The 22,155-nt window shown below is 67.4% G+C and carries 23 protein-coding genes and 2 riboswitches; of the genes, 5 read left to right on the top strand and 18 right to left on the bottom strand.

What is annotated here, in order from left to right; translation table 11 throughout:
- Positions 1 to 14: 14 nt before the first annotated feature.
- Positions 15 to 566, bottom strand: coding sequence for a bifunctional adenosylcobinamide kinase/adenosylcobinamide-phosphate guanylyltransferase (gene cobU / locus IFT87_RS12575; RefSeq protein ID WP_037528556.1), 552 nt, complete (start codon positions 564 to 566; stop codon positions 15 to 17).
- A gap of 87 nt (positions 567 to 653) precedes the next feature.
- Here cobU and IFT87_RS12570 point away from each other — a divergent pair, with 87 nt between their 5' ends.
- From IFT87_RS12570 to IFT87_RS12560, 3 genes are read left to right on the top strand one after another with little or no spacing between them, the layout of a single operon-like run.
- Positions 654 to 1,628, top strand: coding sequence for a threonine-phosphate decarboxylase (locus IFT87_RS12570; protein ID WP_192008838.1), 975 nt, complete (start codon positions 654 to 656; stop codon positions 1,626 to 1,628).
- A complete protein-coding gene (gene cbiB, locus IFT87_RS12565; RefSeq protein WP_192008689.1) occupies positions 1,621 to 2,559 on the top strand; it encodes an adenosylcobinamide-phosphate synthase CbiB in 939 nt (312 codons plus the stop codon). The genes IFT87_RS12570 and cbiB overlap by 8 nt, the downstream gene beginning before the upstream one ends.
- Entirely contained in the window at positions 2,547 to 4,037 is a 1,491-nt protein-coding gene (locus IFT87_RS12560) for a cobyric acid synthase (RefSeq protein WP_192008687.1), read from the top strand. The genes cbiB and IFT87_RS12560 overlap by 13 nt, the downstream gene beginning before the upstream one ends.
- Here IFT87_RS12560 and cobS read toward each other — a convergent pair.
- The 6 genes from cobS to IFT87_RS12530 form a co-directional block, all read right to left on the bottom strand.
- A complete protein-coding gene (cobS, locus tag IFT87_RS12555; protein WP_192008685.1) occupies positions 4,005 to 4,721 on the bottom strand; it encodes an adenosylcobinamide-GDP ribazoletransferase in 717 nt (238 codons plus the stop codon). The genes IFT87_RS12560 and cobS overlap by 33 nt on opposite strands.
- Entirely contained in the window at positions 4,718 to 5,296 is a 579-nt protein-coding gene (locus IFT87_RS12550; RefSeq protein ID WP_192008683.1) for a histidine phosphatase family protein, read from the bottom strand. The genes cobS and IFT87_RS12550 overlap by 4 nt, the downstream gene beginning before the upstream one ends.
- A complete protein-coding gene (gene cobT, locus IFT87_RS12545; protein WP_192008681.1) occupies positions 5,293 to 6,306 on the bottom strand; it encodes a nicotinate-nucleotide--dimethylbenzimidazole phosphoribosyltransferase in 1,014 nt (337 codons plus the stop codon). The genes IFT87_RS12550 and cobT overlap by 4 nt, the downstream gene beginning before the upstream one ends.
- A complete protein-coding gene (locus IFT87_RS12540) occupies positions 6,303 to 6,719 on the bottom strand; it encodes a DUF1636 domain-containing protein (protein ID WP_037528773.1) in 417 nt (138 codons plus the stop codon). Before IFT87_RS12540 ends, cobT begins: the two co-directional genes overlap by 4 nt.
- Before the next feature lie 97 nt (positions 6,720 to 6,816).
- A riboswitch (cobalamin riboswitch) is annotated at positions 6,817 to 7,003 on the bottom strand.
- A gap of 21 nt (positions 7,004 to 7,024) precedes the next feature.
- The gene (locus tag IFT87_RS12535) at positions 7,025 to 7,810 is read right to left on the bottom strand and encodes an ABC transporter ATP-binding protein (protein ID WP_037528771.1); all 786 of its coding nucleotides are present in this window, start codon (positions 7,808 to 7,810) and stop codon (positions 7,025 to 7,027) included.
- Positions 7,804 to 8,799, bottom strand: a complete 996-nt coding sequence (locus tag IFT87_RS12530) for a FecCD family ABC transporter permease (protein WP_037528769.1) — start codon at positions 8,797 to 8,799, stop codon at positions 7,804 to 7,806. Before IFT87_RS12530 ends, IFT87_RS12535 begins: the two co-directional genes overlap by 7 nt.
- Before the next feature lie 67 nt (positions 8,800 to 8,866).
- Between IFT87_RS12530 and IFT87_RS12525 the strand changes: the two genes are divergently transcribed.
- Positions 8,867 to 9,715 carry an ABC transporter substrate-binding protein gene (locus tag IFT87_RS12525; protein WP_052149019.1) on the top strand — a complete coding sequence of 283 codons (849 nt, stop codon included), beginning with the start codon at positions 8,867 to 8,869 and terminating at the stop codon, positions 9,713 to 9,715.
- On the opposite strand, the gene cobO is transcribed toward IFT87_RS12525, so the two are convergent.
- From cobO to hppD, 10 genes are all read right to left on the bottom strand, one after another.
- Positions 9,712 to 10,311 (bottom strand): cob(I)yrinic acid a,c-diamide adenosyltransferase, encoded by a 600-nt coding sequence (gene cobO, locus IFT87_RS12520; RefSeq protein ID WP_128082096.1) that lies wholly within the window; start codon positions 10,309 to 10,311, stop codon positions 9,712 to 9,714. The genes IFT87_RS12525 and cobO overlap by 4 nt on opposite strands.
- Positions 10,311 to 12,269, bottom strand: a complete 1,959-nt coding sequence (locus IFT87_RS12515) for a TonB-dependent receptor plug domain-containing protein (RefSeq protein ID WP_192008679.1) — start codon at positions 12,267 to 12,269, stop codon at positions 10,311 to 10,313. The genes cobO and IFT87_RS12515 overlap by 1 nt, the downstream gene beginning before the upstream one ends.
- A gap of 182 nt (positions 12,270 to 12,451) precedes the next feature.
- A riboswitch (cobalamin riboswitch) is annotated at positions 12,452 to 12,684 on the bottom strand.
- Between the two features lie 58 nt (positions 12,685 to 12,742).
- Positions 12,743 to 13,567, bottom strand: coding sequence for an HpcH/HpaI aldolase/citrate lyase family protein (locus IFT87_RS12510; RefSeq protein WP_031439061.1), 825 nt, complete (start codon positions 13,565 to 13,567; stop codon positions 12,743 to 12,745).
- The gene (locus IFT87_RS12505; protein WP_031439062.1) at positions 13,564 to 14,016 is read right to left on the bottom strand and encodes a MaoC family dehydratase; all 453 of its coding nucleotides are present in this window, start codon (positions 14,014 to 14,016) and stop codon (positions 13,564 to 13,566) included. Before IFT87_RS12505 ends, IFT87_RS12510 begins: the two co-directional genes overlap by 4 nt.
- On the bottom strand, positions 14,016 to 15,851 hold the full coding sequence (locus tag IFT87_RS12500) for an acetyl/propionyl/methylcrotonyl-CoA carboxylase subunit alpha (RefSeq protein ID WP_031439063.1): 1,836 nt from the start codon (positions 15,849 to 15,851) through the stop codon (positions 14,016 to 14,018). Before IFT87_RS12500 ends, IFT87_RS12505 begins: the two co-directional genes overlap by 1 nt.
- Positions 15,848 to 16,333: a nuclear transport factor 2 family protein gene (locus IFT87_RS12495; protein ID WP_031439064.1), complete on the bottom strand. Its 486-nt coding sequence runs from the start codon at positions 16,331 to 16,333 to the stop codon at positions 15,848 to 15,850. The genes IFT87_RS12500 and IFT87_RS12495 overlap by 4 nt, the downstream gene beginning before the upstream one ends.
- A 4-nt stretch (positions 16,334 to 16,337) precedes the next feature.
- Complete coding sequence (locus IFT87_RS12490) at positions 16,338 to 17,939, bottom strand: carboxyl transferase domain-containing protein (protein WP_031439065.1); 1,602 nt, start codon at positions 17,937 to 17,939, stop codon at positions 16,338 to 16,340.
- A gap of 31 nt (positions 17,940 to 17,970) precedes the next feature.
- The gene (locus IFT87_RS12485; protein WP_192008677.1) at positions 17,971 to 19,137 is read right to left on the bottom strand and encodes an acyl-CoA dehydrogenase family protein; all 1,167 of its coding nucleotides are present in this window, start codon (positions 19,135 to 19,137) and stop codon (positions 17,971 to 17,973) included.
- A 68-nt stretch (positions 19,138 to 19,205) separates the two neighbouring features.
- Positions 19,206 to 19,637 carry a Rieske (2Fe-2S) protein gene (locus tag IFT87_RS12480; RefSeq protein WP_128082097.1) on the bottom strand — a complete coding sequence of 144 codons (432 nt, stop codon included), beginning with the start codon at positions 19,635 to 19,637 and terminating at the stop codon, positions 19,206 to 19,208.
- Positions 19,638 to 19,653: 16 nt separating this feature from the next.
- Positions 19,654 to 20,724, bottom strand: coding sequence for a 4-hydroxyphenylpyruvate dioxygenase (gene hppD, locus IFT87_RS12475; protein WP_037528764.1), 1,071 nt, complete (start codon positions 20,722 to 20,724; stop codon positions 19,654 to 19,656).
- Positions 20,725 to 20,812: 88 nt separating this feature from the next.
- On the opposite strand from hppD, the gene IFT87_RS12470 reads away from it, so the two are divergent.
- Positions 20,813 to 21,310, top strand: coding sequence for a MarR family winged helix-turn-helix transcriptional regulator (locus tag IFT87_RS12470; RefSeq protein ID WP_031439069.1), 498 nt, complete (start codon positions 20,813 to 20,815; stop codon positions 21,308 to 21,310).
- Here the strand turns inward: IFT87_RS12470 and IFT87_RS12465 are convergent.
- Positions 21,265 to 22,152: a LysR family transcriptional regulator gene (locus IFT87_RS12465; RefSeq protein WP_037528761.1), complete on the bottom strand. Its 888-nt coding sequence runs from the start codon at positions 22,150 to 22,152 to the stop codon at positions 21,265 to 21,267. The genes IFT87_RS12470 and IFT87_RS12465 overlap by 46 nt on opposite strands.
- Between the last annotated feature and the right edge of the window lie 3 nt (positions 22,153 to 22,155).

Below are 22,155 nucleotides of genomic sequence, written 5' to 3'. Positions count from 1 at the left end.
CGGGGAGGGGCACCCTATCCCTTCATCCGGATCGTCAGCCCCGACACCGCGAGATCGACCGTCTCGACCGCAGCCGCGACCCGCTGGTTGAGCATCCCGGCCAGATCGCGGAACCGCCGCGCCATCGCATTGTCGGGCACGATCCCCATCCCGACCTCGTTGGTGACCAGCACCAGCCGCCCCTCGACGCGACCGATCGCGTCCAGCAGCGCGGCGATCGCCGTCTCCGCATCCGCCTCCGCCAGCATCAGGTTCGACGCCCACAAGGTCAGGCAGTCGACCAGTACCACCCCGTCCGGCGCATCCGCCTCGACGATCGCCTCCGCCAGCGCGAGCGGCGCCTCGACCGTCCGCCACCGTTCGTCCCGCTCGGAGCGATGCCGCGCGATCCGCTCGGTCATCTCCCCGTCGAACGCCTGCGCGGTCGCGATATAGACCAGCGCGTGGCCACCTGCCGCCTCTGCCCCCGCCTCTGCCAAAGTTTGCGCATGGCGGCTCTTGCCCGAGCGCGCACCGCCGGTCACCAACACCGTCTTTCCAAACCCCTGCACGACCGTCTCCTCCATCGCCCCTTGCGCTATCGCCGGCGAATGGCGAAGGCCAGCAGCAACGCCGCGGCATCGCCGGCGCAGGGGACGCATGTGCACGCGCTGATGGAACATGGCGGCCGGATCGACAGCGCGCAGGCGCTGTACCCGCACGCGCCGCGTCCCTGGCTCGACCTGTCGACCGGGATCAACCCCTGCGCGTGGGAGCCCCCCGCCGATCTCGCGGTCGACCTCCGCAGCCTCCCCTCGCCCGCCGCACTCGCCACGCTCGAGGCCGTCGCCGCGCGCCATTTCGGCGCCGACCCCGCGCGCGTCGTCGCGCTGCCCGGCACCGAAATCGGCCTGCGCCTGCTCGGCGCGCTCGGCCTGCCCGCCCCCGCCCGCCATGTCGGCCCCAGCTACGCGACACACGAAGCGGTCTTCCCCGCGCGGATCTCGATCGACAGCCTCGCCGACGAAGCAGCACATGGCGGCACCATCCTGCTCGCCAACCCGAACAACCCCGACGGCCGGCTGGTCAGTCCGGACGCGCTCAAGCCAGTGATCGACCGGCTCCGCGAGAATGCGGGCTGGCTGGTCGTCGACGAGGCCTTCGCCGACACGCTCCCCGACGTCGGCCTGGCCTCGCACCTGTCCGCAGAAGATCCCGTCATCCTGTTCCGATCATTTGGCAAATTCTTCGGTCTAGCGGGTGTGAGGCTTGGCTTCATGATCGCACCGCCCGGCATCGTCGCGCGGGTCCGCGACCGTCTGGGCAGCTGGCCGATTTCCGCCACCGCGCTCGCGATTGGCACCGCCGCCTATGCCGACCGCGACTGGATCGACACGACGCGCGCACAGCTCGTCACCCGTGCAGCCGCGTTCGACGCGGTGCTTCTCCGCCACGGGCTGACTGCGAAAGGCGCCTGCCCGCTCTTCCGCCTCATCGTAACAGACGACGCCAAGTCCCTGTTCGAGCGCCTGAATATGGCGGGCATCCTGACCCGCCCCTTTACCTATGACCCCCGCTGGCTGCGTCTCGGCGTCCCCGCCGACGCAGCCGCACTGGCGCGTCTCTACACGGCGCTCGCGCATGGCTGACCCCGTCGCGCTCATCGCCCTCGCGCTCGACGCCGCGTTCGGCTGGCCGGAGCGGCTCTACCGTCGGGTCGGTCACCCCGTCGGCGGGATCGCCGCGATCATCGGCAGCCTCGAAAAGGCGCTCAACCGTTCCTCATGGCCAGACGCGACGCGCCGCATCGCCGGGGTCGCGACGCTCGCGATCACGCTCGCGGTAACGGGCGGGATCGCCTGGGGCGCGACCTGGCTGCTCGCGACCTATCTCGGCGCCTATGCCTGGATCGGCATCGGCCTCCTCGCCGCCCCCGGTCTTGCGCAGCGCAGCCTCAACGATCACGTCGCCCCGATCGCCACTGCGCTTGGCATGGGCGACGTGCAGGGTGCGCGGATCGTGGTCGGCCGGATCGTCGGTCGCGACACCGACCGGCTCGACTCCGCCGGCATCGCCCGCGCCGGGATCGAGAGCCTCGCCGAAAGCTTCTGCGACGGCATCGTCGCGCCGCTCTTCTGGCTGCTTATCGGCGGGCTCCCCGGGCTGTGGATCTACAAGGCGATCAACACTGCCGACAGCCTGATCGGCCACCGCGAGCCACGCTGGCGCGCGTTCGGCTGGGCGTCCGCACGGATCGACGACCTCGCCAACTGGATCCCCGCGCGGATCAGCGGCGCCCTGCTGTGCCTCGCCGGTCCCGGCGGCTGGCGCGTGATGCGGCGCGACGCGCGCAAACACGCCTCGCCCAATGCCGGCTGGCCCGAAGCGGCGATGGCGGGCGTGCTCGACCTCCGCCTCGCCGGGCCGGTCAGCTATGACGGCGTCACCCAGCTGAAGCCCTGGATCGGCAGCGGCCGGCCCGCCGCCACCGCCGCCGACATCGCCCGCGCGCTCCAGGTCTATCGCCGCGCCTGCCTGCTGCTCTGGATCGTCACGGGGGTGCTGCTGTGGGTGCGGTGATGCTCCAGGGCACCGGCTCGGACGTCGGCAAGTCGGTGCTCGTCGCCGGCCTCTGTCGCGCGCTGGCCAATCGCGGGCTCGCCGTCCGGCCCTTCAAGCCGCAGAACATGTCGAACAACGCCGCCGTCACCGCCGATGGCGGCGAGATCGGCCGCGCCCAGGCGACCCAGGCGATCGCTGCGCGCACCGCTGCGACCACCGACATGAACCCCGTCCTGCTCAAGCCGCAGGGCGACCGCAGTTCGCAGCTCGTCGTCCACGGCAACGTCCGCGGCATCCTGCGCGCGAGCCGCTGGCGCGAGGGGCGCGCGGGGCTGATGGACGACGTGCTCGCCAGCTATCACCGGCTCCGGGCGCAGGCGGACATCGTCGTCGTCGAAGGCGCGGGCAGCCCCGCCGAGATCAATCTGCGCGCCGCCGACATCGCAAACATGGGCTTTGCGCGCGCCGCCGGCGTCCCCGTCATCCTGATCGGCGACATCGACCGGGGCGGCGTCATCGCCTCGCTCGTCGGCACGCGCGCGGTGATCGATCCCGCCGACGCCGCGATGATCCACGGCTTCCTCGTCAACAAGTTTCGCGGCGACCCCGCACTGTTCGACGACGGCTATCGCGCGATCGAGGCGCGGTCGGGCTGGCGCGGCTATGGCGTCATCCCCTGGCTGCCCGAGGCCGCCCGCCTGCCGAGCGAGGATGCGGTCATCCTCGAACGCGGGACCGGTCACGACCGGCAGGACGGCCAGGTCGTCATCGCCTGTCCGATCACCCCGCGCATCGCCAATTTCGACGATCTCGATCCGCTGCGGCTCGACCCCGGCGTCACGTTGGTCATGGTCGCGCCCGGCGAACCGATCCCCGACGCCGACATGATCATCCTCGCCGGCTCCAAGGCGACGATCCCCGACCTCGCCTTTGTGCGCGCGCAGGGCTGGGACATCGACATCCACGCGCATCGCCGCCACGGCCGCCCGGTGCTCGGTCTTTGCGGCGGTTATCAGATGCTCGGCCGCAGCATCGCCGATCCGGACGGGCTGGAGGGTCCCGCCGGTATCGCCCCCGGGCTCGGCCTGCTCGACGTCACGACGATCCTGTCCCCCGCCAAGACGCTCGAGCGCGTCGCCGGCACCGCGATCGGCGCACGGTTCGACGGCTATGAGATCCATATCGGCGAAACCACCGGCCCCGACACCGCGCGCGCGCTGACGACCCGCGACGATGGCCGCCGCGACGGCGCGGTCAGTCCCGACGGGCTCGTCTCTGGCAGCTATGTCCACGGCCTGCTCGGCCTCGCGGATCAGCGTCGCGCCTGGCTCAGCCGGCTCGGTGTCGGTGCGGTCGGGCCCGACCATGGCGCGTCGATCGACGCCGCGCTCGATGCGATCGCCGAAACACTCGAACGCCATCTCGATATCGACGCGCTGATCGCGCTGTCGAAGCTCGCGGGCTCAGACGCGGCCGGCAATGGCTATCGCGACTAGCATCCCGGTCTCGACGAATTCGATCCCCGCGCCGTGGCAATCCCCCGATACGCCCCCGACCCGCCGGACCAGCCACCAGCCGAATAGCGCGATCAGTGCAGGGGCCCCTGCAACGGCATGCACAGGCACCCCTAAACACCCTGTTACGCACCCCCAAAAGACCAGATCGTGCACCCTGATCTTCCCTGCCACCATCCCTCCCAGCCCGCCCTCCCGGAGCAGCGGCACCCACCGCGCCCAGCATAACGGCCCGATCCGCGCGAGCATCGGGACGACGATCACGACCGCCCATCCCTGCGCGGAGACAGCATGCAGTAAGACAAGTTTTGCAAGGAGTTGCAGGGCGATCATCACAACGCCGAAGCTGCCGATATGCGGATCCGCCATCACCGCGATCAGCCTGTCGCGATCGCCATGCGCGGCACCCAGCCCGTCTGCCAGATCCGCCAGCCCATCCAGGTGCAAAGCCCCTGTAATCGCTACCCAAATTGTCAGCGCGGCGAGCGCACCGGTCCACGGATCGACCTGCGCGCCGACCCACCCCGCCGCCGCGACGACCACCCCGATGCACGCCCCGACGACCGGATACCACCGGATCGCCGCAGCAAAATCCTCAGCGTCCGCAGCGACTTGCGGCATCGGCACGCGCGTCAGGAAGCCGAAGGCGACGATCAGCCGCGTCACGAAACCGGATCCGTCTGCAGCCCCACGATCTGCGCCGTCCGGTCCGGCCAGATCCGCAACGTAATCAACGCTGCATAGGGCAAATCGAACGCCCAGAGCTCGCGCAACCCGAACCCGCACAGTGATTTCAGCGCCGCCCGGATCGCCCCGCCATGTGTCACGATCAATGAGGTTTCAGATTTAAGATCTTCTATTGCATCGGCAATTCTCGCGACCAGATCGCTCCACCGTTCCCCACCCGGTGGCGGTGCACCATCCGGATCGTCCCAAAACGGCTGCAACGCCGCAGCGTCGATCTCCGCCGCAGCCAGCCCGTCCCAATCGCCGAAATCCAGCTCCCGCCACCGCGCATCGGTCGTTGGAGCCATCCCCCGCTCCCGCCCGATCGCATCCGCAATAGCCTGCGATCGCATGAGATCAGAACAGACGATCTGTTTGAAACCCAGTGATTTTACCCGCGCCACACAGGCCGCCAGCCCCCCCGCCGTAACCGGGCTATCGGTCCGCCCCAGCATCCGCCCGGTCAGTTCAGGCGCACCATGCCGCAACAGGTGGAGCAGGACCGCCCCACTCACGCCACCGACACCCCCGCCTCGGCAAACGTCGCCATCCCGTCATGCGCCGCCAACGCCGACCGGATCACTCCCACCGCAACCGCCGCCCCGCTTCCCTCCCCCAGCCGCATCCCAAGTCTCAGTAAAGGCTCGAGTTTCAGCGCTTGAAGCAATCGCTCATGCCCCGGCTCGGCCGAACAATGCCCGGCAATGCAATGCTCTGTAATGCTAGGATACGCCGCCGCGATCGGTGCGATCGCCGCCGACGAAATGAATCCGTCCAGCATCACCGGCACCCCCGCCAGCCGCGCCGCCACCACCGCGCCAGCGATCGCGACGATTTCACGCCCCCCCACCCGCCGCAACGTCTCGAACGGCGTACGCGGGAAATCAGCATGCCGCGCAATCCCCGCCTCGACGACCGCGATTTTCCGCGCGATTCCCGCCACATCAACCCCCGTCCCCGGGCCAACCCAGTCGGCGGCGGTTCCGCCGTAACTGCGCAGACACAGTGCTGCGGCCGACGTAGAATTCCCGATCCCCATCTCACCCACGACGAGTATGTCGAGCCCAGGCACGACGACGTCGGCACCGATGTTGAGTGCGGCGAGACACGCGGCTTCGTCCATCGCCGGCCCCGTCGTGAAATCCGCCGTGGGGGTTTCCAGATCGATGTCAGCGATGACGAGTTCGAGCCCGACGGCATCCGCCAGCGCATTGATCGCCGCGCCCCCACGACGGAAATTCTCGACCATCTGTGCGGTCACGGAGACCGGGAAAGCGCTCACCCCGTGCACCGCAACGCCGTGATTTCCGGCGAAAATCGCCGCCCGCGCACGCTCGAACCGCGGCCGCTCGCGCCCCTGCCAGCCCGCCATGAAGACCGCGAGGTCTTCAAGTCGGCCGAGCGATCCGGGCGGCTTGGTCAACTGTGTTTGCCGCAGCGATGCGGCCCCTCGCGCGGCGTCGTCTGCCACGGGAAGGGCCTCCAGCGCCGCCTCGAACGCCGCGACCGTCGGGAACAGCGTCACTGCGCGACATAGCCGGCGGGGGGCGTCCGGGTGATGAAATGCCCCTTGATCCCCGCAGGCCACTGCCGAAACGGCACCTGCCCCTCCGAACTCTCCGCATGCAGCACGGCGTAATCGAGGATCGCCCGTGCCGCCTCCTCATCAGGCGTGAAGCGCCCCAGCACATAGCCGATCTTCGCGGGCCCGCGGACGTGGATGGTGCAGAAGTCCTGGCAGGCGAACAGGCACGGCATCGCCTGCACCGCAATCCCGGCATAGCGCGAATCACTCGCCTGGACCGCCTGCAATGCCGCGACGAGTCTCGCACCGCCGCGCATGCCCTCGGCATCGTCCTTCGCATCGGTGGACGCGCGGCAGGTGCTGCAGGCGACGACGGCCGCACCGTCTTCGGCGGGAACCAGTAGATTCGGCATTGAAACCCCATGACATACGCGCCCGCGGCACAGGCCGCAGGCTGGTTATGTCGTCGCGCGGGTTTACCCCCGTCCGCTCGGCGCACCCTGGCCGGACGAAAGACGACTGCGACGGGCAGGTCTCCTGGCTCACGGGTCACAGCCCTTCGCGCCGCCTTCTCGGGACCGGGATCCCAATGGCATGATGGCACGATGGCTCGCCGCTTACAGTTGCAGGGGCAGCCGGGGTTCTCCCGTTCCCTTTTCATCCCCGTCGCCGGGGAACCTGTCGCGGTCAGAGGGATAGGCCGGGCGAGCGGCCCGGGTCAATCGCCCTGCGCGCTGTCACGCGTCAGCGGTACCACGACCGGTACGCCCTCGATCGATCCGAACCACGCCCGAACACCATAGGTCTCACGCAGCCGCGCCGGCGTCAGCACTGCCGACGGCGCGCCGTCGGCGACGAGCCGGCCCGCGTCTAGCACGAGGATGCGATCGCAATAGCGTGCGGCGAGCCCCAGATCATGCAGGACGGCGATCACCAGGACACCCCGCGCGGCCTGCGCCCGCAGGATCTCCATGACTGCGATCTGATGCGCGGGATCGAGCGACGCGAGTGGCTCGTCGACGATCAGCGCCGGCGCCTCCACCGCGAGCGCCCTTGCCAGCAGGACGCGGGCCCGCTCGCCCCCCGAAATCTCGGTCGCGACACGCGCCGCAAGCGTGGTCACGTCCGCCGCCGCCATCGCACGGGCAATCGCGGCATGGTCGTCCCGTGAGATGCGGGACAGCGGTGCGAGATGGGGCAATCGGCCCAGCGCGACGAGACGTTCGACGCTCAGCGGCCAATGAAGATTTTGACCCTGCGGCAGATACGCGACCGTCTGCGCAATCTCGCGTCGCGAGCGCTCCGCCAGCGGAACGCGGTCGAGCAGGATCGCCCCCGTAGCGGGAACCAGCCCGAGCAGCGCCTGGACCAGCGTCGATTTGCCCGCCCCATTGGGGCCGACGATCCCGATGAGCGCGCCGCCCTCTGCCGCGAAGCTGACATCGTCGACCACGACCCGCCGTGCACGGCGGACGTTGAGGCGGTCCGCGGAGAGGGCTACCACAGCCGCCGCTCGCGCATGAGGTGGACGAGGAACACCGGCACGCCGAGAAACGCGGTGACGACCCCGAGCTTGAGTTCGTTCGACGTCGGGATCACCCGGACCAGCACGTCGGCAAAGGTGAGCAATGCGGCCCCGCCCAGTGCGGAGGGCAGCAGGATCGCCGACGGCGAACGATCTGTCATCGGCCGGACGAGATGCGGGACGATCAGGCCGATGAACCCGATCGCGCCCGATACCGCGACTGCGCCGCCGACCCCGATCGCCACCCCGACCAGCATCCGAACGCGCGTCCGACGCAGATCGACGCCGAGCGCGCGCGCGCCATCCTCGCCAAGCGTCAGCGCGTCGAGCGCATGGCTGTCCCAGGCGACCAGCACCATGCCGAGTGTGATACAGGGCAGCGCCAGCGCGACATGGCTGAACGACCGGTCTTCGAGCGACCCGAGCAACCAGGTCATGATCTCCATCGCCGCAAACGGGTTCGGGGACAGGTTGAGCGCAAGACTGACCCCCGCGACGGCCAGCGTTCCGACCGCGATCCCCGCGAGGATCAGTGACAAGGCGCTTTGCGACCCCGCCGACAGCACGAACAGCAACCCCAGCGCCGCGAACGCCCCGGCGATCGCCACAATCGGCAGCATCGCCGGGTAAAGCTCCGCCAGCCCGAAATACAGCGCGATCACCGCGCCCAGCGATGCGCCATTCGACGCACCCAGCACCGATGGCTCGGCCAACGGATTGCGCAGGAACCCCTGCAGCGCGGCACCCGAAAGCCCCAGCATCGCGCCGACCGCCAGCCCGAGGATCGCGCGCGGCAGACGAAGTTCGAACAGGATGGCGCGTTCGATCGGATCGCCCTGCCCGCTGAGCGCCCGCACGACATGCGCCAGCGGGATCGCCGCGCTACCCACCGCGACCGACGCGGCGCCGGCCAACAGCGCAAGCAGCGCGAGGCCACCGACCAATCGCGCACGCGTCACGCGTTCCATAGTGCCAGATCCCACCGCATCGATTTCCGCCTAGCGCATAAGCGGCCGCTGCGGCAGGGCTTTGCGCATGCGCGGCCGCCGTCTCCTGACCATCCTGATGATCGCCGCCGCCGGTGCACCTGCTCCGGCGGCAGCGCCTCGACCGCCGGCGCGTATCGTTTCGCTTAACCTATGCGCTGACCAGTATCTTCTGGCGCTGGCCGACCCCGCGCAGATCGTCGCGCTCACCCGGTTCGCGCGCGATCCGAACATGTCCGCAGCCGCCAACGCCGCGCGTACCATGCCAGTCAGCCGTGGCAGCGCCGAAGACGTGCTGATGCTCCGCCCCGATCTCGTGATCGCCTCGCCGTTCCGACGCCAGACGGTCACGGCCGTGCTGGCCGGACGGCACGTCGATACGCTCGATCTGCCCCCCGCGGACAGCTATGCCGCGATCGTGAGGCAAGTCCGTCAGGTTGCTGCCGCCATCGGGCACCCCGATCGCGGCGAAACGCTGATCCGCCGGATGGACACCGCGCTCGCACGATTGCCGCGCGCGCCGGGAGGTGGTCATACGGCGGCCTATTATCAGCGTCGGGGTTTCCTGACCGGCACCGGCACGCTCGTCGACGAATTGATGCAGCGTCTCGGGCTGGCCAATCTCGCGACCCGGCTCGGCAAACCGGCACTATCGCAACTGTCGCTCGAACAGATGGCGCTCGCACGCCCGGACTATCTCATAGTCGAAAGCGCCACCGACCACGTGACCGATCAGGGCACCGAAATGCTGCATCATCCGATTCTCGACGGGATTCCCCGTCTGCGCATCCCCGAGGCGTGGACCGTCTGCGGAGGTCCCGCCTATGTGCTGGCCGCGCAAAGCCTCGCGGCGCAGTTGCGCACGCCCCGTCCGGCTGGTCCTCGCCGCGACCGTTAGAACTCAACGCCGGCCTGGGCCTTGACCCCGCCCCGGAACGGATGCTTGACCTGCCCCATCTCGGTGACGAGATCCGCCGCGGCAATCAACGCCTCGGGCGCGTTGCGTCCCGTCGCCACGACATGCGTCATCGCCGGTCGCGCCGCGAACCCCGCAAGCACCTCGTCGAGTGGCAGATAGTCATAGCGCAGGACGATGTTGATCTCGTCGGCGATGACCATCGCATAGCTCGGGTCGAGGATCATTCGGCGGACCTCGTCCCACCCTTCGCGCGCCACGGCGATATCGCGGGCCCGATCCTGCGTATCCCAGGTAAAGCCCTCGCCCATCGGCTTGAACTCGACCAGATCGGGAAAGGCGTCAAAGATGACCTTCTCACCGGTCGTCATCGCACCCTTGACGAACTGTACGATCCCAACCTTTCGCCCGTGCCCCATCATCCGCACCGCCATGCCGAGCGCCGCGGTGGTCTTACCCTTGCCCGGCCCGGTGTGGACCATGAGCAGGCCCTTTTCGATCGTCTTGGCCGCGACGATCTTGTCCTGGACGACCTTCTTCTTGGCCATCCGCGCCGTGTGCTCCGCCTCGTTCCGCATCAGAATGCTGCCTTCACGCCGGCATAGGCGCCACGCCCCTGGCCAACATAGCTGAACACCTCCTCGTACCGCTCGTCGAACAGGTTTTCGACCCGACCGAAGACCGATAGCCGGGGCGTCAGCTTGTACGCCGCGTTCAGGTTGACGAGGACATATTCCTGGAGCGAAACGCGGACAGGGACATAGCTCGGATCGGTATAGGCATCGTCCTGCTGCCGGCCATTATACCGGACGGTGAGGGTCGCCGAGGCGCTCTCGTCGCGGCTGAACGCAGTCATGTTGACGCTGCCGATATGGTTGGGGCGCCGGATCTCCACGCCCCCGTCCTCGCGCGCCTTCAGATAGGTATAGGCGAGGTCGAAGCGCAGCTGCGGAATCGGCTGGGCGGTGGCAAACACCTCGACGCCATGCTGCGTCGATCGCGTATTGCGGTTGCCGGGCGTCGCGACGAAGTCGGGGGCAGGATAGGTGGTAAAGATCTCGTTCGTCAGCCGACTGTCGAAATAGGTCGCGCCGATCGTCGCACGATCCCCCCCGAAAGCCTGTTCGACCCCGGCTTCCCACCCCTTTGACTTTTCCGGCTTGAGGTTGGGGTTGCCGATGTAACGACCGTCGGAATAGCCGAAGAGATCGAAATAGCCGGGGTTCTTCACGCCCGTCCCGTAGGCGCCGCGCACCCGCGTCCCGGTCGCGAACCGGTAGCTCGCCTGCGCGCGATAAGTGGTGGTGTCATCGAACCGGTTATTCTCGTCGCGCCGCACCGATCCGCCGATCGCGAGCGCATCGTCGACGACAACGTCATACTGGCCAACGAACCCGACATTGTCGGTATGCCGCCGTCCCGTAAAGACGAACTCCGAAGGAGCCGCGCTAAGCGTCTGGAACTCCTCGCGCTCGACATCGACCGCGGCGGTCAGCCGATGCCGGATGCTATCAGTGCCGAACCGGAAGGCGCTTTCGAACGATCCCTTGTACCGTCGTCCCTTGTTGCCAAAGCTCAAGGCATCGTCGGCCAGCGCCCGGCGTGTCGTATCGGCAAACTGGCCGCTGAGCGCATTCGTCCAGCGGCCATCCGCCAGCGCCAACTCCGCGCGGATGAGCCCGTAATGCGCCTCGACCGTGCTGCGCGCGCCTGGCGTATCGACGATCGTGCCGAACTGCGGGCCGCTCAATGCCGTGTCGTTGCTGTCGGCATCGGTATAGCTGTAGCGCCCGACGCCCGTGACCTTCAGCGTGTCGGTGGGCGACCAGCTGAGCTTGCCCGTCGCGCCGACGCTCTTCGCGCCAATGTCGCGCGATCCGCCCCGTGCGGTCGGCGTGCCGTCGGTGAGATAGGTCGAACTCGACAGCGCGTAGTCGAGATTGCCCGCTACGCCTGCGACCCGCGCGCCGCCCGAAAACGTGCCGAACGATCCCCCCTCGGCCCGCAGCGATACGCCCGGGGCTTCCGCGCCGCTGAGCGTGAGATACTGAATGACGCCGCCGATCGCGTCGGACCCGTACAGCGCCGATTGCTGGCCGCGCAGCACCTCGACCCGTGCCGCCTCGTCGGCAATCAGCGTGCCGAAATCATATTCGCCCTGATAGGGATCGGACACTTCGATCCCGTCGATCAACACCAGCACGTGATTGCCCTCCGATCCGCGGATCCGGACCTGCGTCGTCCCCCCGACCGCGCCGGTCCGGCTGACCGCCAGCGCGGGGACGTCGCGCAGCACGTCGGACACGATCCGGGTCTGCCGCTGGTCGAGCGTGGCGGCGTCGAGCACTGTCACCGACGCCCCGAGCTGATCGGCGGGAACCGCGTCCCCCGATCGCGATGCGGTAACCACCAGCTCGGCGTCGCCCCCTGCCGCCTCGCCCGTCGCCGCGGCAATCGGATCGGGCTCGGCCGCGGCTGGCGATGCAAAGGCCGTGGCGGTCGCGAGAACCGCAAGCGAAACGAAAATTCTAGTCATGAAACGATACCCCCGGCGTCACGAGCGACCGGCCGGGGCCTGCCGTCCGATGCTACGGACAGCCGGCGCAACACTTGGGGTGCACGCCGAACCGCACCCGCCACGCGCGCCGATGCGGCCCCCGCCGCATGGTTCGTCGCTCAGACGGAGTACCGTGCCGCGGCCATCCCCTGGACCATGGCAAGAGCGACCGAGCGCCGGCAGGTCTCCTGGCTCGCGGGTCGACGCCCGGTACGCGACCTTCCCGGGCCCTGCGCTTACGCTCAGGCCTAGTGGTCGTCCCCTCATGACGAAGGAACATGCGCACCGCGCTCACCGCTTACAGTTGCAGGGACAGCCGCGGCATGAGGAGGCTCGCCTCCCGCACCGCATTCCCTTTGAAGCCCCGAGGGGCACCGACGCGATCTGCGACCCCGGCCTTCACCGGTTTCGCGGGGCGACGGTAGCGCAGAAAATTCCTGCCGCCAATGGGCCTAGAGTCTCGCGAGGATCGCCCGCGCCTGGCGCAGGTGCGGCGCATCGATCATCCGTCCATCAAGCTGCAGCGCGCCGGCCTCGGGAGCCGCCGCAAACGCTGCGACGACGGCATGCGCACGTGCCACGCTCGCCGCATCCGGCGTGAACGCGGCGTTGATCGTGGCGACCTGCGACGGGTGGATCGCCATCATGCCGGTGAAGCCGTCGCGGCTGCCGCGCGCGGCATAGGCTGCCAGCCCGTCAATGTCCGCGATTGCTGGATAGACCGTTTCGATCGCCGCTACGTCCGCCGCATGCGCGCCGAACAGCAGCAGCGATCGTACGAGCTTATAGGGCTCGGTATAGGACCCGTCGTCCTCCCGACTGGTCGCCGCGCCGATCGCCGCGGGCAGGTCTTCGGCGCCCCAGGTCAGGCCGCATAACCGGCCGTTGACCCGCGCATATTCGCCCAGTGTGAAGATCGCGGCGGGCACTTCGGTCGCGATCGGCAGGATCGGCGGACAGTCATCGCCATAAGCCTCGACCAGCGCGAGGACGGTCGCGGGTCCGGTCGCCTTGGGCAGCATGATCGCATCGGCGCCCCTCGCCGCAGCGATATCGTCGTCCAGCCACCCCGAGTCGACGGGATTGATCCGGACCATCCGCACGACGTCGGTGTGGTCCTGCAACGCGGCCCGGACCGCCTCGCGGGCAACAGCCTTGCGGGAGAGCGAGACCGAATCCTCCAGATCGAGGATGATGGCATCGGCCCCGCTCGCTGCGGCCTTCGCAAAACGCTCGGGCCGGTCTGCGGGCACGAATAGCAGCGAGCGCAACCTCATGCCGACGTCCGCAGCAGCAGCGCCGAGCGAAGGCACTGACAGACGATCTCGTCACGCTGGTTGATCAATTGGTGCATGAATGTGACGATCCCGGCGTTCGGGCGCGACCGGCTGGGCTTGAGCTCGGCGACCTCGGTCTCGGCGCGCATCGTGTCGCCGATAAAGACGGGTTTTGGATGCACGAGCTTGTCGTAACCGAGATTGGCGACGAGCGTCCCGAGCGTCGTGTCCCCCACCGACAGGCCGACCATCAGCGCGAAGGTGAAGGTGCCGTTGACGAGGATCTGGCCGAATTCGCTCGCCTTCGCCGCCTCCGCGTCGAGGTGCAGCGGCTGCGGATTGTGCGTCATCGTCGAAAACAGGAGGTTGTCCGTCTCCGTGACGGTGCGGCGGATCTCATGGACGATCCGGTCGCCGACTACCCATCGGTCGAAATAGCGGCCGGCCATCAGTCATCCTTCTCGATACGCGCGAGCACCATGCCATCGCTCACCTGCCCGCCTTCGATCGCGGTCAGTTCGGCAACCGTCCCGTCGAACGGCGCGACGAGCGAATGCTCCATCTTCATCGCCTCCAGCGTCACGAGCTTCTGCCCCTTTGCGACACGGTCCCCGACAGCCACGTCGACCGCGATGATCCGTCCCGGCATCGGTGATAAGATCGCGCCATCCGCTGCCGCCCCCATCGCCGCGCCAGACGCACGCCAGGGCCGCAACTGCCAGGTCTGCCCGGCATCGGAAACGAGGGCGGCATCGACCGGTTCATGGACGCCGCGACCGTCGAGATCGATCGTCACCGCGTCGTCGTCGAGCAGGAACCGCGCGGCCTTCAAAGGGGCCGCGTTGAGACGAAAGCCCGCCATCGGCTCGGCGCGTACGAGCGTGCGCGCGGCCTCGATCAGCGCTTCCTCGCTGGGCTGCGCCGGGGGCATCAGCGCCGCACCTTCGCGGGCGATCAGCCCGGTATCGAGCGTTCCCGCGACAAATTCCGAATGGTCGAGCGCCTGGACGAGAAACCCCGCATTCGACCGGACCGGCCAGACGACCGCCTTGTCCAGCGCCTCCGCCAACGTCTCGCGCGCGGCTTCACGCGTGTCGCCCCAGGCAATCACCTTGGCAATCATCGGGTCATAATAGGGCGAGATGTCCGCCCCCTGTTCGACGCCCGTATCGACCCGCGCCGCATCACCCAGATCGAACGCCTCGAGCCGCCCGATCGACGGCAGGAAACCCTTGGCGGGATCCTCCGCATAGAGCCGCGCCTCGATCGCCCATCCGCGGATCGCAAGATCATGCTGCTGCAGCGGCAACGCCTCGCCGCTGGCAATCCGCAGCTGCCATTCGACCAGATCCTGTCCGGTGATTTCCTCGGTGACGGGATGCTCGACCTGCAACCGGGTGTTCATTTCCATGAACCAGATCCGATCGGCGCGCAGGCCTTCGCTCGCATCGGCGATGAACTCGATCGTACCCGCGCCAATATAGTTCACGGCCTGTGCCGCGCGCACCGCCGCCGCGCAGATCGCCGCGCGCGTCGCATCATCCATGCCGGGCGCCGGGGCCTCCTCGATCACCTTCTGATGCCGGCGCTGCAACGAACAGTCGCGTTCGAACAGATGGACAACGTTACCCTGACGGTCGCCGAACACCTGCACCTCGATATGCCGCGGCGAGAGGATATATTTCTCGATCAGCACGTCGGTATTGCCGAAGGATGCGGAAGCTTCGCGCTGGCACGACGCGAGCGCGTCGGCAAAGTCGGCGGACGCGTCGACGCGGCGCATACCCTTGCCGCCGCCGCCGGCGACGGCCTTGATCAGGACCGGGTAGCCGATGGCATCCGCCTCACGCTGGAGCCTATCAGGCGACTGGTCTTCCCCCAGATAGCCTGGCGTCACCGGGACCCCGGCCGCCATCATTCGCTGCTTCGCGGCATCCTTCAGCCCCATCGCGCGGATGCTGTCGGGATCGGGGCCAACCCACAGGATCCCTGCATCAAGCACGGCCTGCGCGAAGTCCGCATTCTCGGACAGGAACCCGTACCCCGGATGAATAGCCTCAGCGCCGGTGGCGAGCGCGGCGGCGATGATCTGCTCTCCGACCAGATAGCTCTCGCGCGCCGGGCTCGCACCGATATGCACCGCCTCGTCCGCGTGCCTGACATGCAGCGCGCCCGCATCGGCATCGGAATAGACCGCGATCGTGCGGATTCCCAACGCCCGAGCTGTGCGGATGATGCGGCAGGCGATCTCGCCACGATTGGCGATGAGCAGTGATTCGATCATTGCGCGGGGCATCCGGTGGTCCGCTTAGACCAAGTGATGTTGAGGATCTTCCACCGGCCCGCGTCGCGCACCATGTCGAAATGGTCGGTCCCGCAATGCGCGACCCGGCCGTCGATGGTGAAGACATAGGGCGACCATACCATCGCGATATCGCCATCGATATCCACGGCGGGATCCGTCAGGCGTTCCGCATATCGCTCCGGTCCGGGCTTCAGACGGGCGGCGAAGTCGGACCAGCCGGTCCGGCGGATGATGCGCGTGCCGTCGGCCATTTCTTCCACTGCCGTAGCACCCCCCTCGGGGCGTACCTGTGCGAGCAGTGCCTGGCCATCGCGGGTGGCCAACGCAGCGAACATCGCGTCGATCGGCACCATGACGCCAGCCTCCTCGGTCACCACGACTGGCGGCAAGCCGGTGCCCTTGACGATCGGCTGGACCGGTGTGACCTGACCCGCGGCCAGCAGAAACGATAGCAGGATCATCGGCTTACATCCTGAACACACCGAACGCGGGGCGTTCGGCGATAGGAGCGTTGAGCGTCGCGGCGAGCGCGAGGCCGAGAACGTCGCGGGTCTGCGCAGGATCGATGATCCCGTCGTCCCACAGCCGCGCGGTCGCGTACCAGGGATTCCCCTCGTCCTCATATTTCTGACGAACCGGCGCCTTGAACGCTTCCGCCTCCTCCGCCGTCCAGTCGTCCGCGTCGCGGTGAACGGTGGCGAGGACCGAGGCCGCCTGCTCGCCGCCCATCACGCTGATCCGGCTGTTCGGCCAGCTGAACAGGAAACGTGGCGAATAGGCGCGTCCGCACATGCCGTAATTGCCGGCGCCGAAACTGCCGCCGATCAGCACCGTGATCTTCGGCACGGTCGCGGTCGCGACTGCCGTCACGAGCTTTGCACCATGTTTGGCAATGCCTTCCGCCTCATACTTCCCGCCGACCATGAAACCCGAGATGTTCTGGAGGAACAACAGCGGTACCTTGCGCTGGCAGGCGAGCTCGATGAAATGCGCGCCCTTCTGTGCGCTTTCGCTGAACAGGACGCCGTTGTTGGCGAGGATCGCGACGGGGAGCCCGTGGATATGTGCGAACCCGCACACCAGCGAGGTACCATAAAGCGCCTTGAACGCATGGAATTCGCTGCCATCGACCAGCCGTGCGATCACCTCGTGCACGTCATAGGGTGCGCGCACATCGGACGGCACGACACCGTAAAGCCCCTCAGCGTCGTATTTCGGCGGGCGTGCCGGTTGCCGGTTCACCGTGACAGGGACCTGTGGCGGCAAAGTCGAGACGATGTCGCGAACGATCGTCAGCGCGTGGTCGTCCGATTCCGCGACATGATCGACGACGCCCGACCGTCGTCCATGCGTGTCCGCGCCGCCGAGGTCCTCCGCGGAAATCACCTCGCCCGTCGCCGCCCTGACCAGCGGCGGCCCGGCAAGGAAGATCGTGCCCTGCCCGCGGACGATGATCGTCTCGTCGGACATTGCCGGGACATAGGCGCCGCCCGCGGTGCAGCTTCCCATCACGCAGGCAATCTGCGGAATCCCCAGCGCCGACATCTGCGCCTGGTTGTAGAAGATACGCCCGAAATGCTCGCGATCGGGAAACACTTCCGCCTGATGGGGCAAATTCGCCCCGCCACTATCAACGAGATAGATGCACGGCAGACGATTTTCCTGTGCGATTTCCTGCGCTCGCAGGTGTTTCTTGACGGTCAGCGGGAAATAGGTCCCCCCCTTCACCGTCGCATCGTTGCACAGGATCATGCATTGCCGCCCGGCAACGCGGCCGATCCCCGCGATCACTCCCGCGCCGGGGACCGCGTCGTCATACAGGCCATTGGCGACGAGCTGACCAATCTCGAGGAACGGCGAACCCGGATCGAGCAAGCGCTCGACCCGGTCGCGCGGAAGCAGTTTGCCACGCGCAACGTGCCGGTCGCGCGAACGGGCGTCCCCGCCGAGCGCGACGCGCGCAACGTCGTCGCGCAGGCGCTGGGCGAGCGCGCGGTTGTGCGCCGCATTCGCCTGGAACGTTTCGGCGTCGACCGACAGCTTCGTATCGAGGACGGGCCCGCTCACCGTTCACCCCGCAGCGACCTGATCCGCACGCTCATTGCATCACCTTGGGTGCGGCACCGATCAGTTCGCGTCCGATCAGCATCCGGCGAATCTCGTTCGTTCCCGCGCCGATGTCGAGCAGCTTGGCGTCGCGCATGAAACGCTCGACCGGCCAGTCCTTGGTATAGCCAGCGCCACCCAGAGCCTGGATCGATTCCAGCGAGACCTTCACCGCGCTCTCGCTCGCCAGCAGGATCGCGCCCGCCGCGTCGAACCGCGTCGTCTTGCCCGCATCGCACGATCGCGCGACGGCATAGACATAGGCGCGCGCGGAACTCAACGCGACATACATGTCGGCGATCTTGGCCTGGATCAGCTGGAACTGCCCGATCGCGGTCCCGAACTGCCTGCGTTCACGGACATAGGGGATGACCACGTCGAGACAGGCCTGCATGATGCCGAGCTGAATGCCCGCAAGCACCGCGCGTTCATAGTCGAGGCCCGACATCAGCACACCGACGCCGCCATTCTCCGGTCCCATCACCGCGTCGAACGGCACGTGGCAATCGGTGAAGACGAGCTCGGCGGTCGGGGAGCCCCGCATGCCCATCTTGTCGATTTTCTGCCCGATCGCGAAACCCGGCATGTCCTTCTCGATCAGGAAGGCGGTGATCCCTTTCGATCCCTCCCCCGTCTTCGCATAGACGACGAGCGTATCGGCATAGGCCGCGTTTGTGATCCAGAATTTGGTGCCGTTCAGGACATAGCCGCGCTCAGTCTTCACCGCCTTCAGCTTCATCGACACGACGTCGGATCCCGCCCCGGCTTCGGACATCGCGAGGCTTCCGACATGCTCGCCCGACACCAGCTTGGGCAGATATTTCGCCTTTTGCTCGGCATTGCCCCAGCGGCGGATCTGATTGACGCACAAGTTGGAATGCGCGCCATAGCTCAAGCCGATCGACGCCGATGCGCGCGATACTTCCTCGACCGCAACGACATGCTCGAGATAGCCGAGCCCGAGCCCGCCATACTCTTCCTCGACGGTGATGCCGTGAAGCCCCAGCTCGCCCATTGCCGGCCAGAGCTCGCGGGGAAACCAGTCGTCCGCATCGATCTTCGCAGCCAGCGGAGCGATCTTCTCCTTCGCAAAACGCTGCGTCGTGTCGCGGATCATGTCCGCGGCTTCGCCCAGCGCGAAGTCGAAATCTGGCGTCACGAAACTCTCCTTACCGTATTGTTCCCGTGGCTTGCCGGGCTGTTCTCTTTACCGTTCTCGCCCGATGCTCAGCGAGGGTCAGGGACCGCAGCCGTCGCGCCGAGCGTCGTGATCACGCCGTCTACGACCGTGATCGGCCAGACCGCAAGCGCTTGACCCACGCAGGGGCCGCCGACGCAGCGGCCATCGTCGATTCTGAACAGTGCGGAATGCCACCCACAGACGATCAAGTCGCCATTCGGGCTCAGATAGTCGTCGAGGGCGCGCGCCAGTGGCAGTCCGGCGTGCGGGCAGCGGTCGACATAGCCGACGACCCCGTCACCGCGCCGAACCGCAAAACCGTGGAACCGCCCCGCGCGCATCTGCACGACATAGCCTCTCGACTGGCCGGGTGCGATCGCCTCGATCGACCCGAGCGCGATACCGGCCGGCGTGGCGAACAGCCGCACCGGCGACGGCGCATCGCTCACGGCACTGTCGTCGCCCGGCTGGCCCTGCATGTCCGTCATGACGTCGTCACGCGTCGACCGTGATCACCCCACGCCGGATCTGGTCGAGTTCGATCGATTCGTACAGCGCCTGAAAGTTGCCGTTGCCGAACCCCTCATTGCCCTTGCGCTGGATGACCTCGAAAAAGATCGGCCCGAACAGCGGTTCGGTGAAGATCTGGAGCAGCAGCCCCTCTTCGCCGACATTGCCGTCGAGCAGGATCCGGTTGCGCCGCAGCCGCTCGAGATCTTCGCCATGGTTCGGCACACGCTTGTCGACCAGTTCGTAATAGGTCTCGATCGTGTCCTGCAGCCGGACGCCGCGAGCCCGCAGTTTCTCGACGGTCGTGTAGATATCGTCGGTGGTCAGCGCGAGATGCTGGATGCCTTCGCCGTTATAATCGCGGATGAACTCCTCGATCTGGCTGTGGTCGTCCTGGCTCTCGTTCAGCGGGATCCGGATCGCGCGATCGGGCGCGATCATCGCCTGGCTGAACAGGCCCGTCGCCTTGCCCTTGATGTCGAAATATTTCTGCTCTTCGAACCCGAAAATCTGACCGTAAAAGGTCGACCAGGTCCGCATCTGCCCGCGCTTTACGTTGTGGGTAAGATGGTCAAGCAGATCGAGACCGACCGAATTCTCTGCCTCGGCCTCCGCCGCACCCGGGATCTGATCCCACGCATCGTACAGGCTGCCCGCGCCGCCATGACGGTCGACGAGATAGAGCAACGATCCGCCGATCCCCTCCAGCGCGTAGCTCTCGTCGCCCAGCGCCCCGAGCGATGCATCGGCCGCCTTCGCACCGCGTGCCAGCGCAGCGTCGAAGGCCGCCTTGGCGTCCGCGACACGGAACGCCATGCCATTGGCCGACGGACCATGGTCGGCGCGGAACGACGCGGCCTGCCCCGTCGGCTCCGCATTGAGCAGAAGGTTGATGCGACCCTGTTTGTAGCGGGTCACTGCCTTGGTCGGATGCCGGGACGCGGGCACGAAACCCAATTGCTCGAACTGTTTGCCCATCGCCGCCGGATCGGGCGATGTGAACTCGCAGAACTCGAAACCATCCAACCCCATCGGGTTGACGTCCATATGCTCCATGATGCGACAGCCTCTCACAGCTTTATAGTATCGTTGGATACCAACTGCGCGTTTGCGCAGATCGTGTCAACTGATACTATCCCGTGCCATGACCGCTTCATCCGACCGCCCACTTCTGCTCGACGACTTCATCCCGTTCCGGCTGTCGTTCACGTCGAACCTCGTCAGCGACACGATCGCGCGCAGCTATGAATCGCTGTTCGGCCTCTCGATCCCCGAATGGCGGCTGGTCGCCGTCATCGCCGAAACCGGCGGCATTACGCAGGCGGAAATCGGTCATCGTACGCGCATGGATAAGGTTACGGTAAGCCGCGCGGCGATCGCGCTGGTCGAGCGAGGCCTTCTCGAACGGCGCGCCAATGCCAGCGACCGTCGCTCGCACCTGTTGATGCTCAGCGATGCCGGTCGCACGCTTTACGCTGCGGTCGCACCCAAGGCGCGCGATCTGGAGGCGCGGATCTTTGCGCAGTTCGACCCGGCCGAAGTCGCTGCATTCACGGCGATGCTCCGCCGGATCGACGCGGTGACCAGCGCGCTCGATCAGCCGGCCCAGGGCGGTGACGGTGTCCACAGCGTCCGCAAATAGTCGAGCAGTGCAACGACCGACGACGGCACTGCACCGCGCGGGTGCAGCGCGAAGATCCCCACATCCGCGCTCCCCTCGATCGCCGGCAGGACGCGAACGAGCCGCCCCGCCGCCAGATCGCTGCTAACGTCCCACAGCGACCGCAGCGCGATCCCCACGCCCGACAGCGCGAGTTCTCTTACGACCTCGCTCGAATTCGTGCGCACATAGCTCGCGGCATCGATCGTGAAATCGCCGTCAGGCCCCGTCAGCCGCCACGGCATTTGGCCGCGCGCCGCGAGCAGGCGATGATCACCCAGCGCCGCCGCGCTGCCGGGAATTCCCGCCGTCTCGAGATAGGCGGGTGCGGCACACAAGACCCGGCGGCTGTCGCCCAGCCGGTGCGCGTCAAAACCCGGCTCGACCGTCGGCGCGATCCGGATCGCGAGGTCGATCCCTTCGCCGAGCAGGTCCGAAAAACCGTCTGACAGATTTAGTTCGAGCGCGATGTCGGGATGCGCATCGAGAAAGGGCTTGAGCCGAGGTGCGATATGCAAGCGCCCGAACGACGTCGGCGCGCTGACGCGAAGCGGACCGCTCGGCCCGGCGGCCCGGTCGCCGACCCGCCCCTCGGCCTCCCGGATCGCGGCAAGGATCGCCACCATGTCGGCGTGGTACCGCTCGCCCCGCGCCGTCGGCTCTAACCGCCGTGTCGTACGATTGAGCAGACGCACCCCGAGCCGCGTCTCGAGCCGGACGATCCGTTTTGACACCATCGCCGGAGAGATGCGGCGCAAGCGGGCAGCCCCGCTCAGGCTTCCTGCCGCGACGACGTCGACGAACAAGGCGGCATCCGGATCCATTCA

The sequence above is a fragment of the Sphingomonas sp. CFBP 8765 genome (assembly GCF_014841445.1).
Lineage (GTDB): Bacteria > Pseudomonadota > Alphaproteobacteria > Sphingomonadales > Sphingomonadaceae > Sphingomonas > Sphingomonas aerolata.
This window is presented reverse-complemented; position numbering and strand designations above follow the sequence as displayed.

Coding starts and splice junctions, on each gene's coding strand:
- IFT87_RS12570 (WP_192008838.1), top strand. CDS start 654: ATGGAACATGGCGGCCGGATCGACAGCGCGCAGGCGCTGTACCCGCAC.
- hppD (WP_037528764.1), bottom strand. CDS start 20,724: ATGGAGCATATGGACGTCAACCCGATGGGGTTGGATGGTTTCGAGTTC.
- cobU (WP_037528556.1), bottom strand. CDS start 566: ATGGAGGAGACGGTCGTGCAGGGGTTTGGAAAGACGGTGTTGGTGACC.
- IFT87_RS12540 (WP_037528773.1), bottom strand. CDS start 6,719: ATGCCGAATCTACTGGTTCCCGCCGAAGACGGTGCGGCCGTCGTCGCC.
- IFT87_RS12510 (WP_031439061.1), bottom strand. CDS start 13,567: ATGAGGTTGCGCTCGCTGCTATTCGTGCCCGCAGACCGGCCCGAGCGT.
- IFT87_RS12525 (WP_052149019.1), top strand. CDS start 8,867: ATGCGCGGCCGCCGTCTCCTGACCATCCTGATGATCGCCGCCGCCGGT.
- IFT87_RS12530 (WP_037528769.1), bottom strand. CDS start 8,799: ATGGAACGCGTGACGCGTGCGCGATTGGTCGGTGGCCTCGCGCTGCTT.
- cobO (WP_128082096.1), bottom strand. CDS start 10,311: ATGCGGAACGAGGCGGAGCACACGGCGCGGATGGCCAAGAAGAAGGTC.
- IFT87_RS12505 (WP_031439062.1), bottom strand. CDS start 14,016: ATGGCCGGCCGCTATTTCGACCGATGGGTAGTCGGCGACCGGATCGTC.
- IFT87_RS12470 (WP_031439069.1), top strand. CDS start 20,813: ATGACCGCTTCATCCGACCGCCCACTTCTGCTCGACGACTTCATCCCG.
- cbiB (WP_192008689.1), top strand. CDS start 1,621: ATGGCTGACCCCGTCGCGCTCATCGCCCTCGCGCTCGACGCCGCGTTC.
- IFT87_RS12515 (WP_192008679.1), bottom strand. CDS start 12,269: ATGACTAGAATTTTCGTTTCGCTTGCGGTTCTCGCGACCGCCACGGCC.
- IFT87_RS12465 (WP_037528761.1), bottom strand. CDS start 22,152: ATGGATCCGGATGCCGCCTTGTTCGTCGACGTCGTCGCGGCAGGAAGC.
- IFT87_RS12480 (WP_128082097.1), bottom strand. CDS start 19,637: ATGCAGGGCCAGCCGGGCGACGACAGTGCCGTGAGCGATGCGCCGTCG.
- IFT87_RS12500 (WP_031439063.1), bottom strand. CDS start 15,851: ATGATCGAATCACTGCTCATCGCCAATCGTGGCGAGATCGCCTGCCGC.
- IFT87_RS12495 (WP_031439064.1), bottom strand. CDS start 16,333: ATGATCCTGCTATCGTTTCTGCTGGCCGCGGGTCAGGTCACACCGGTC.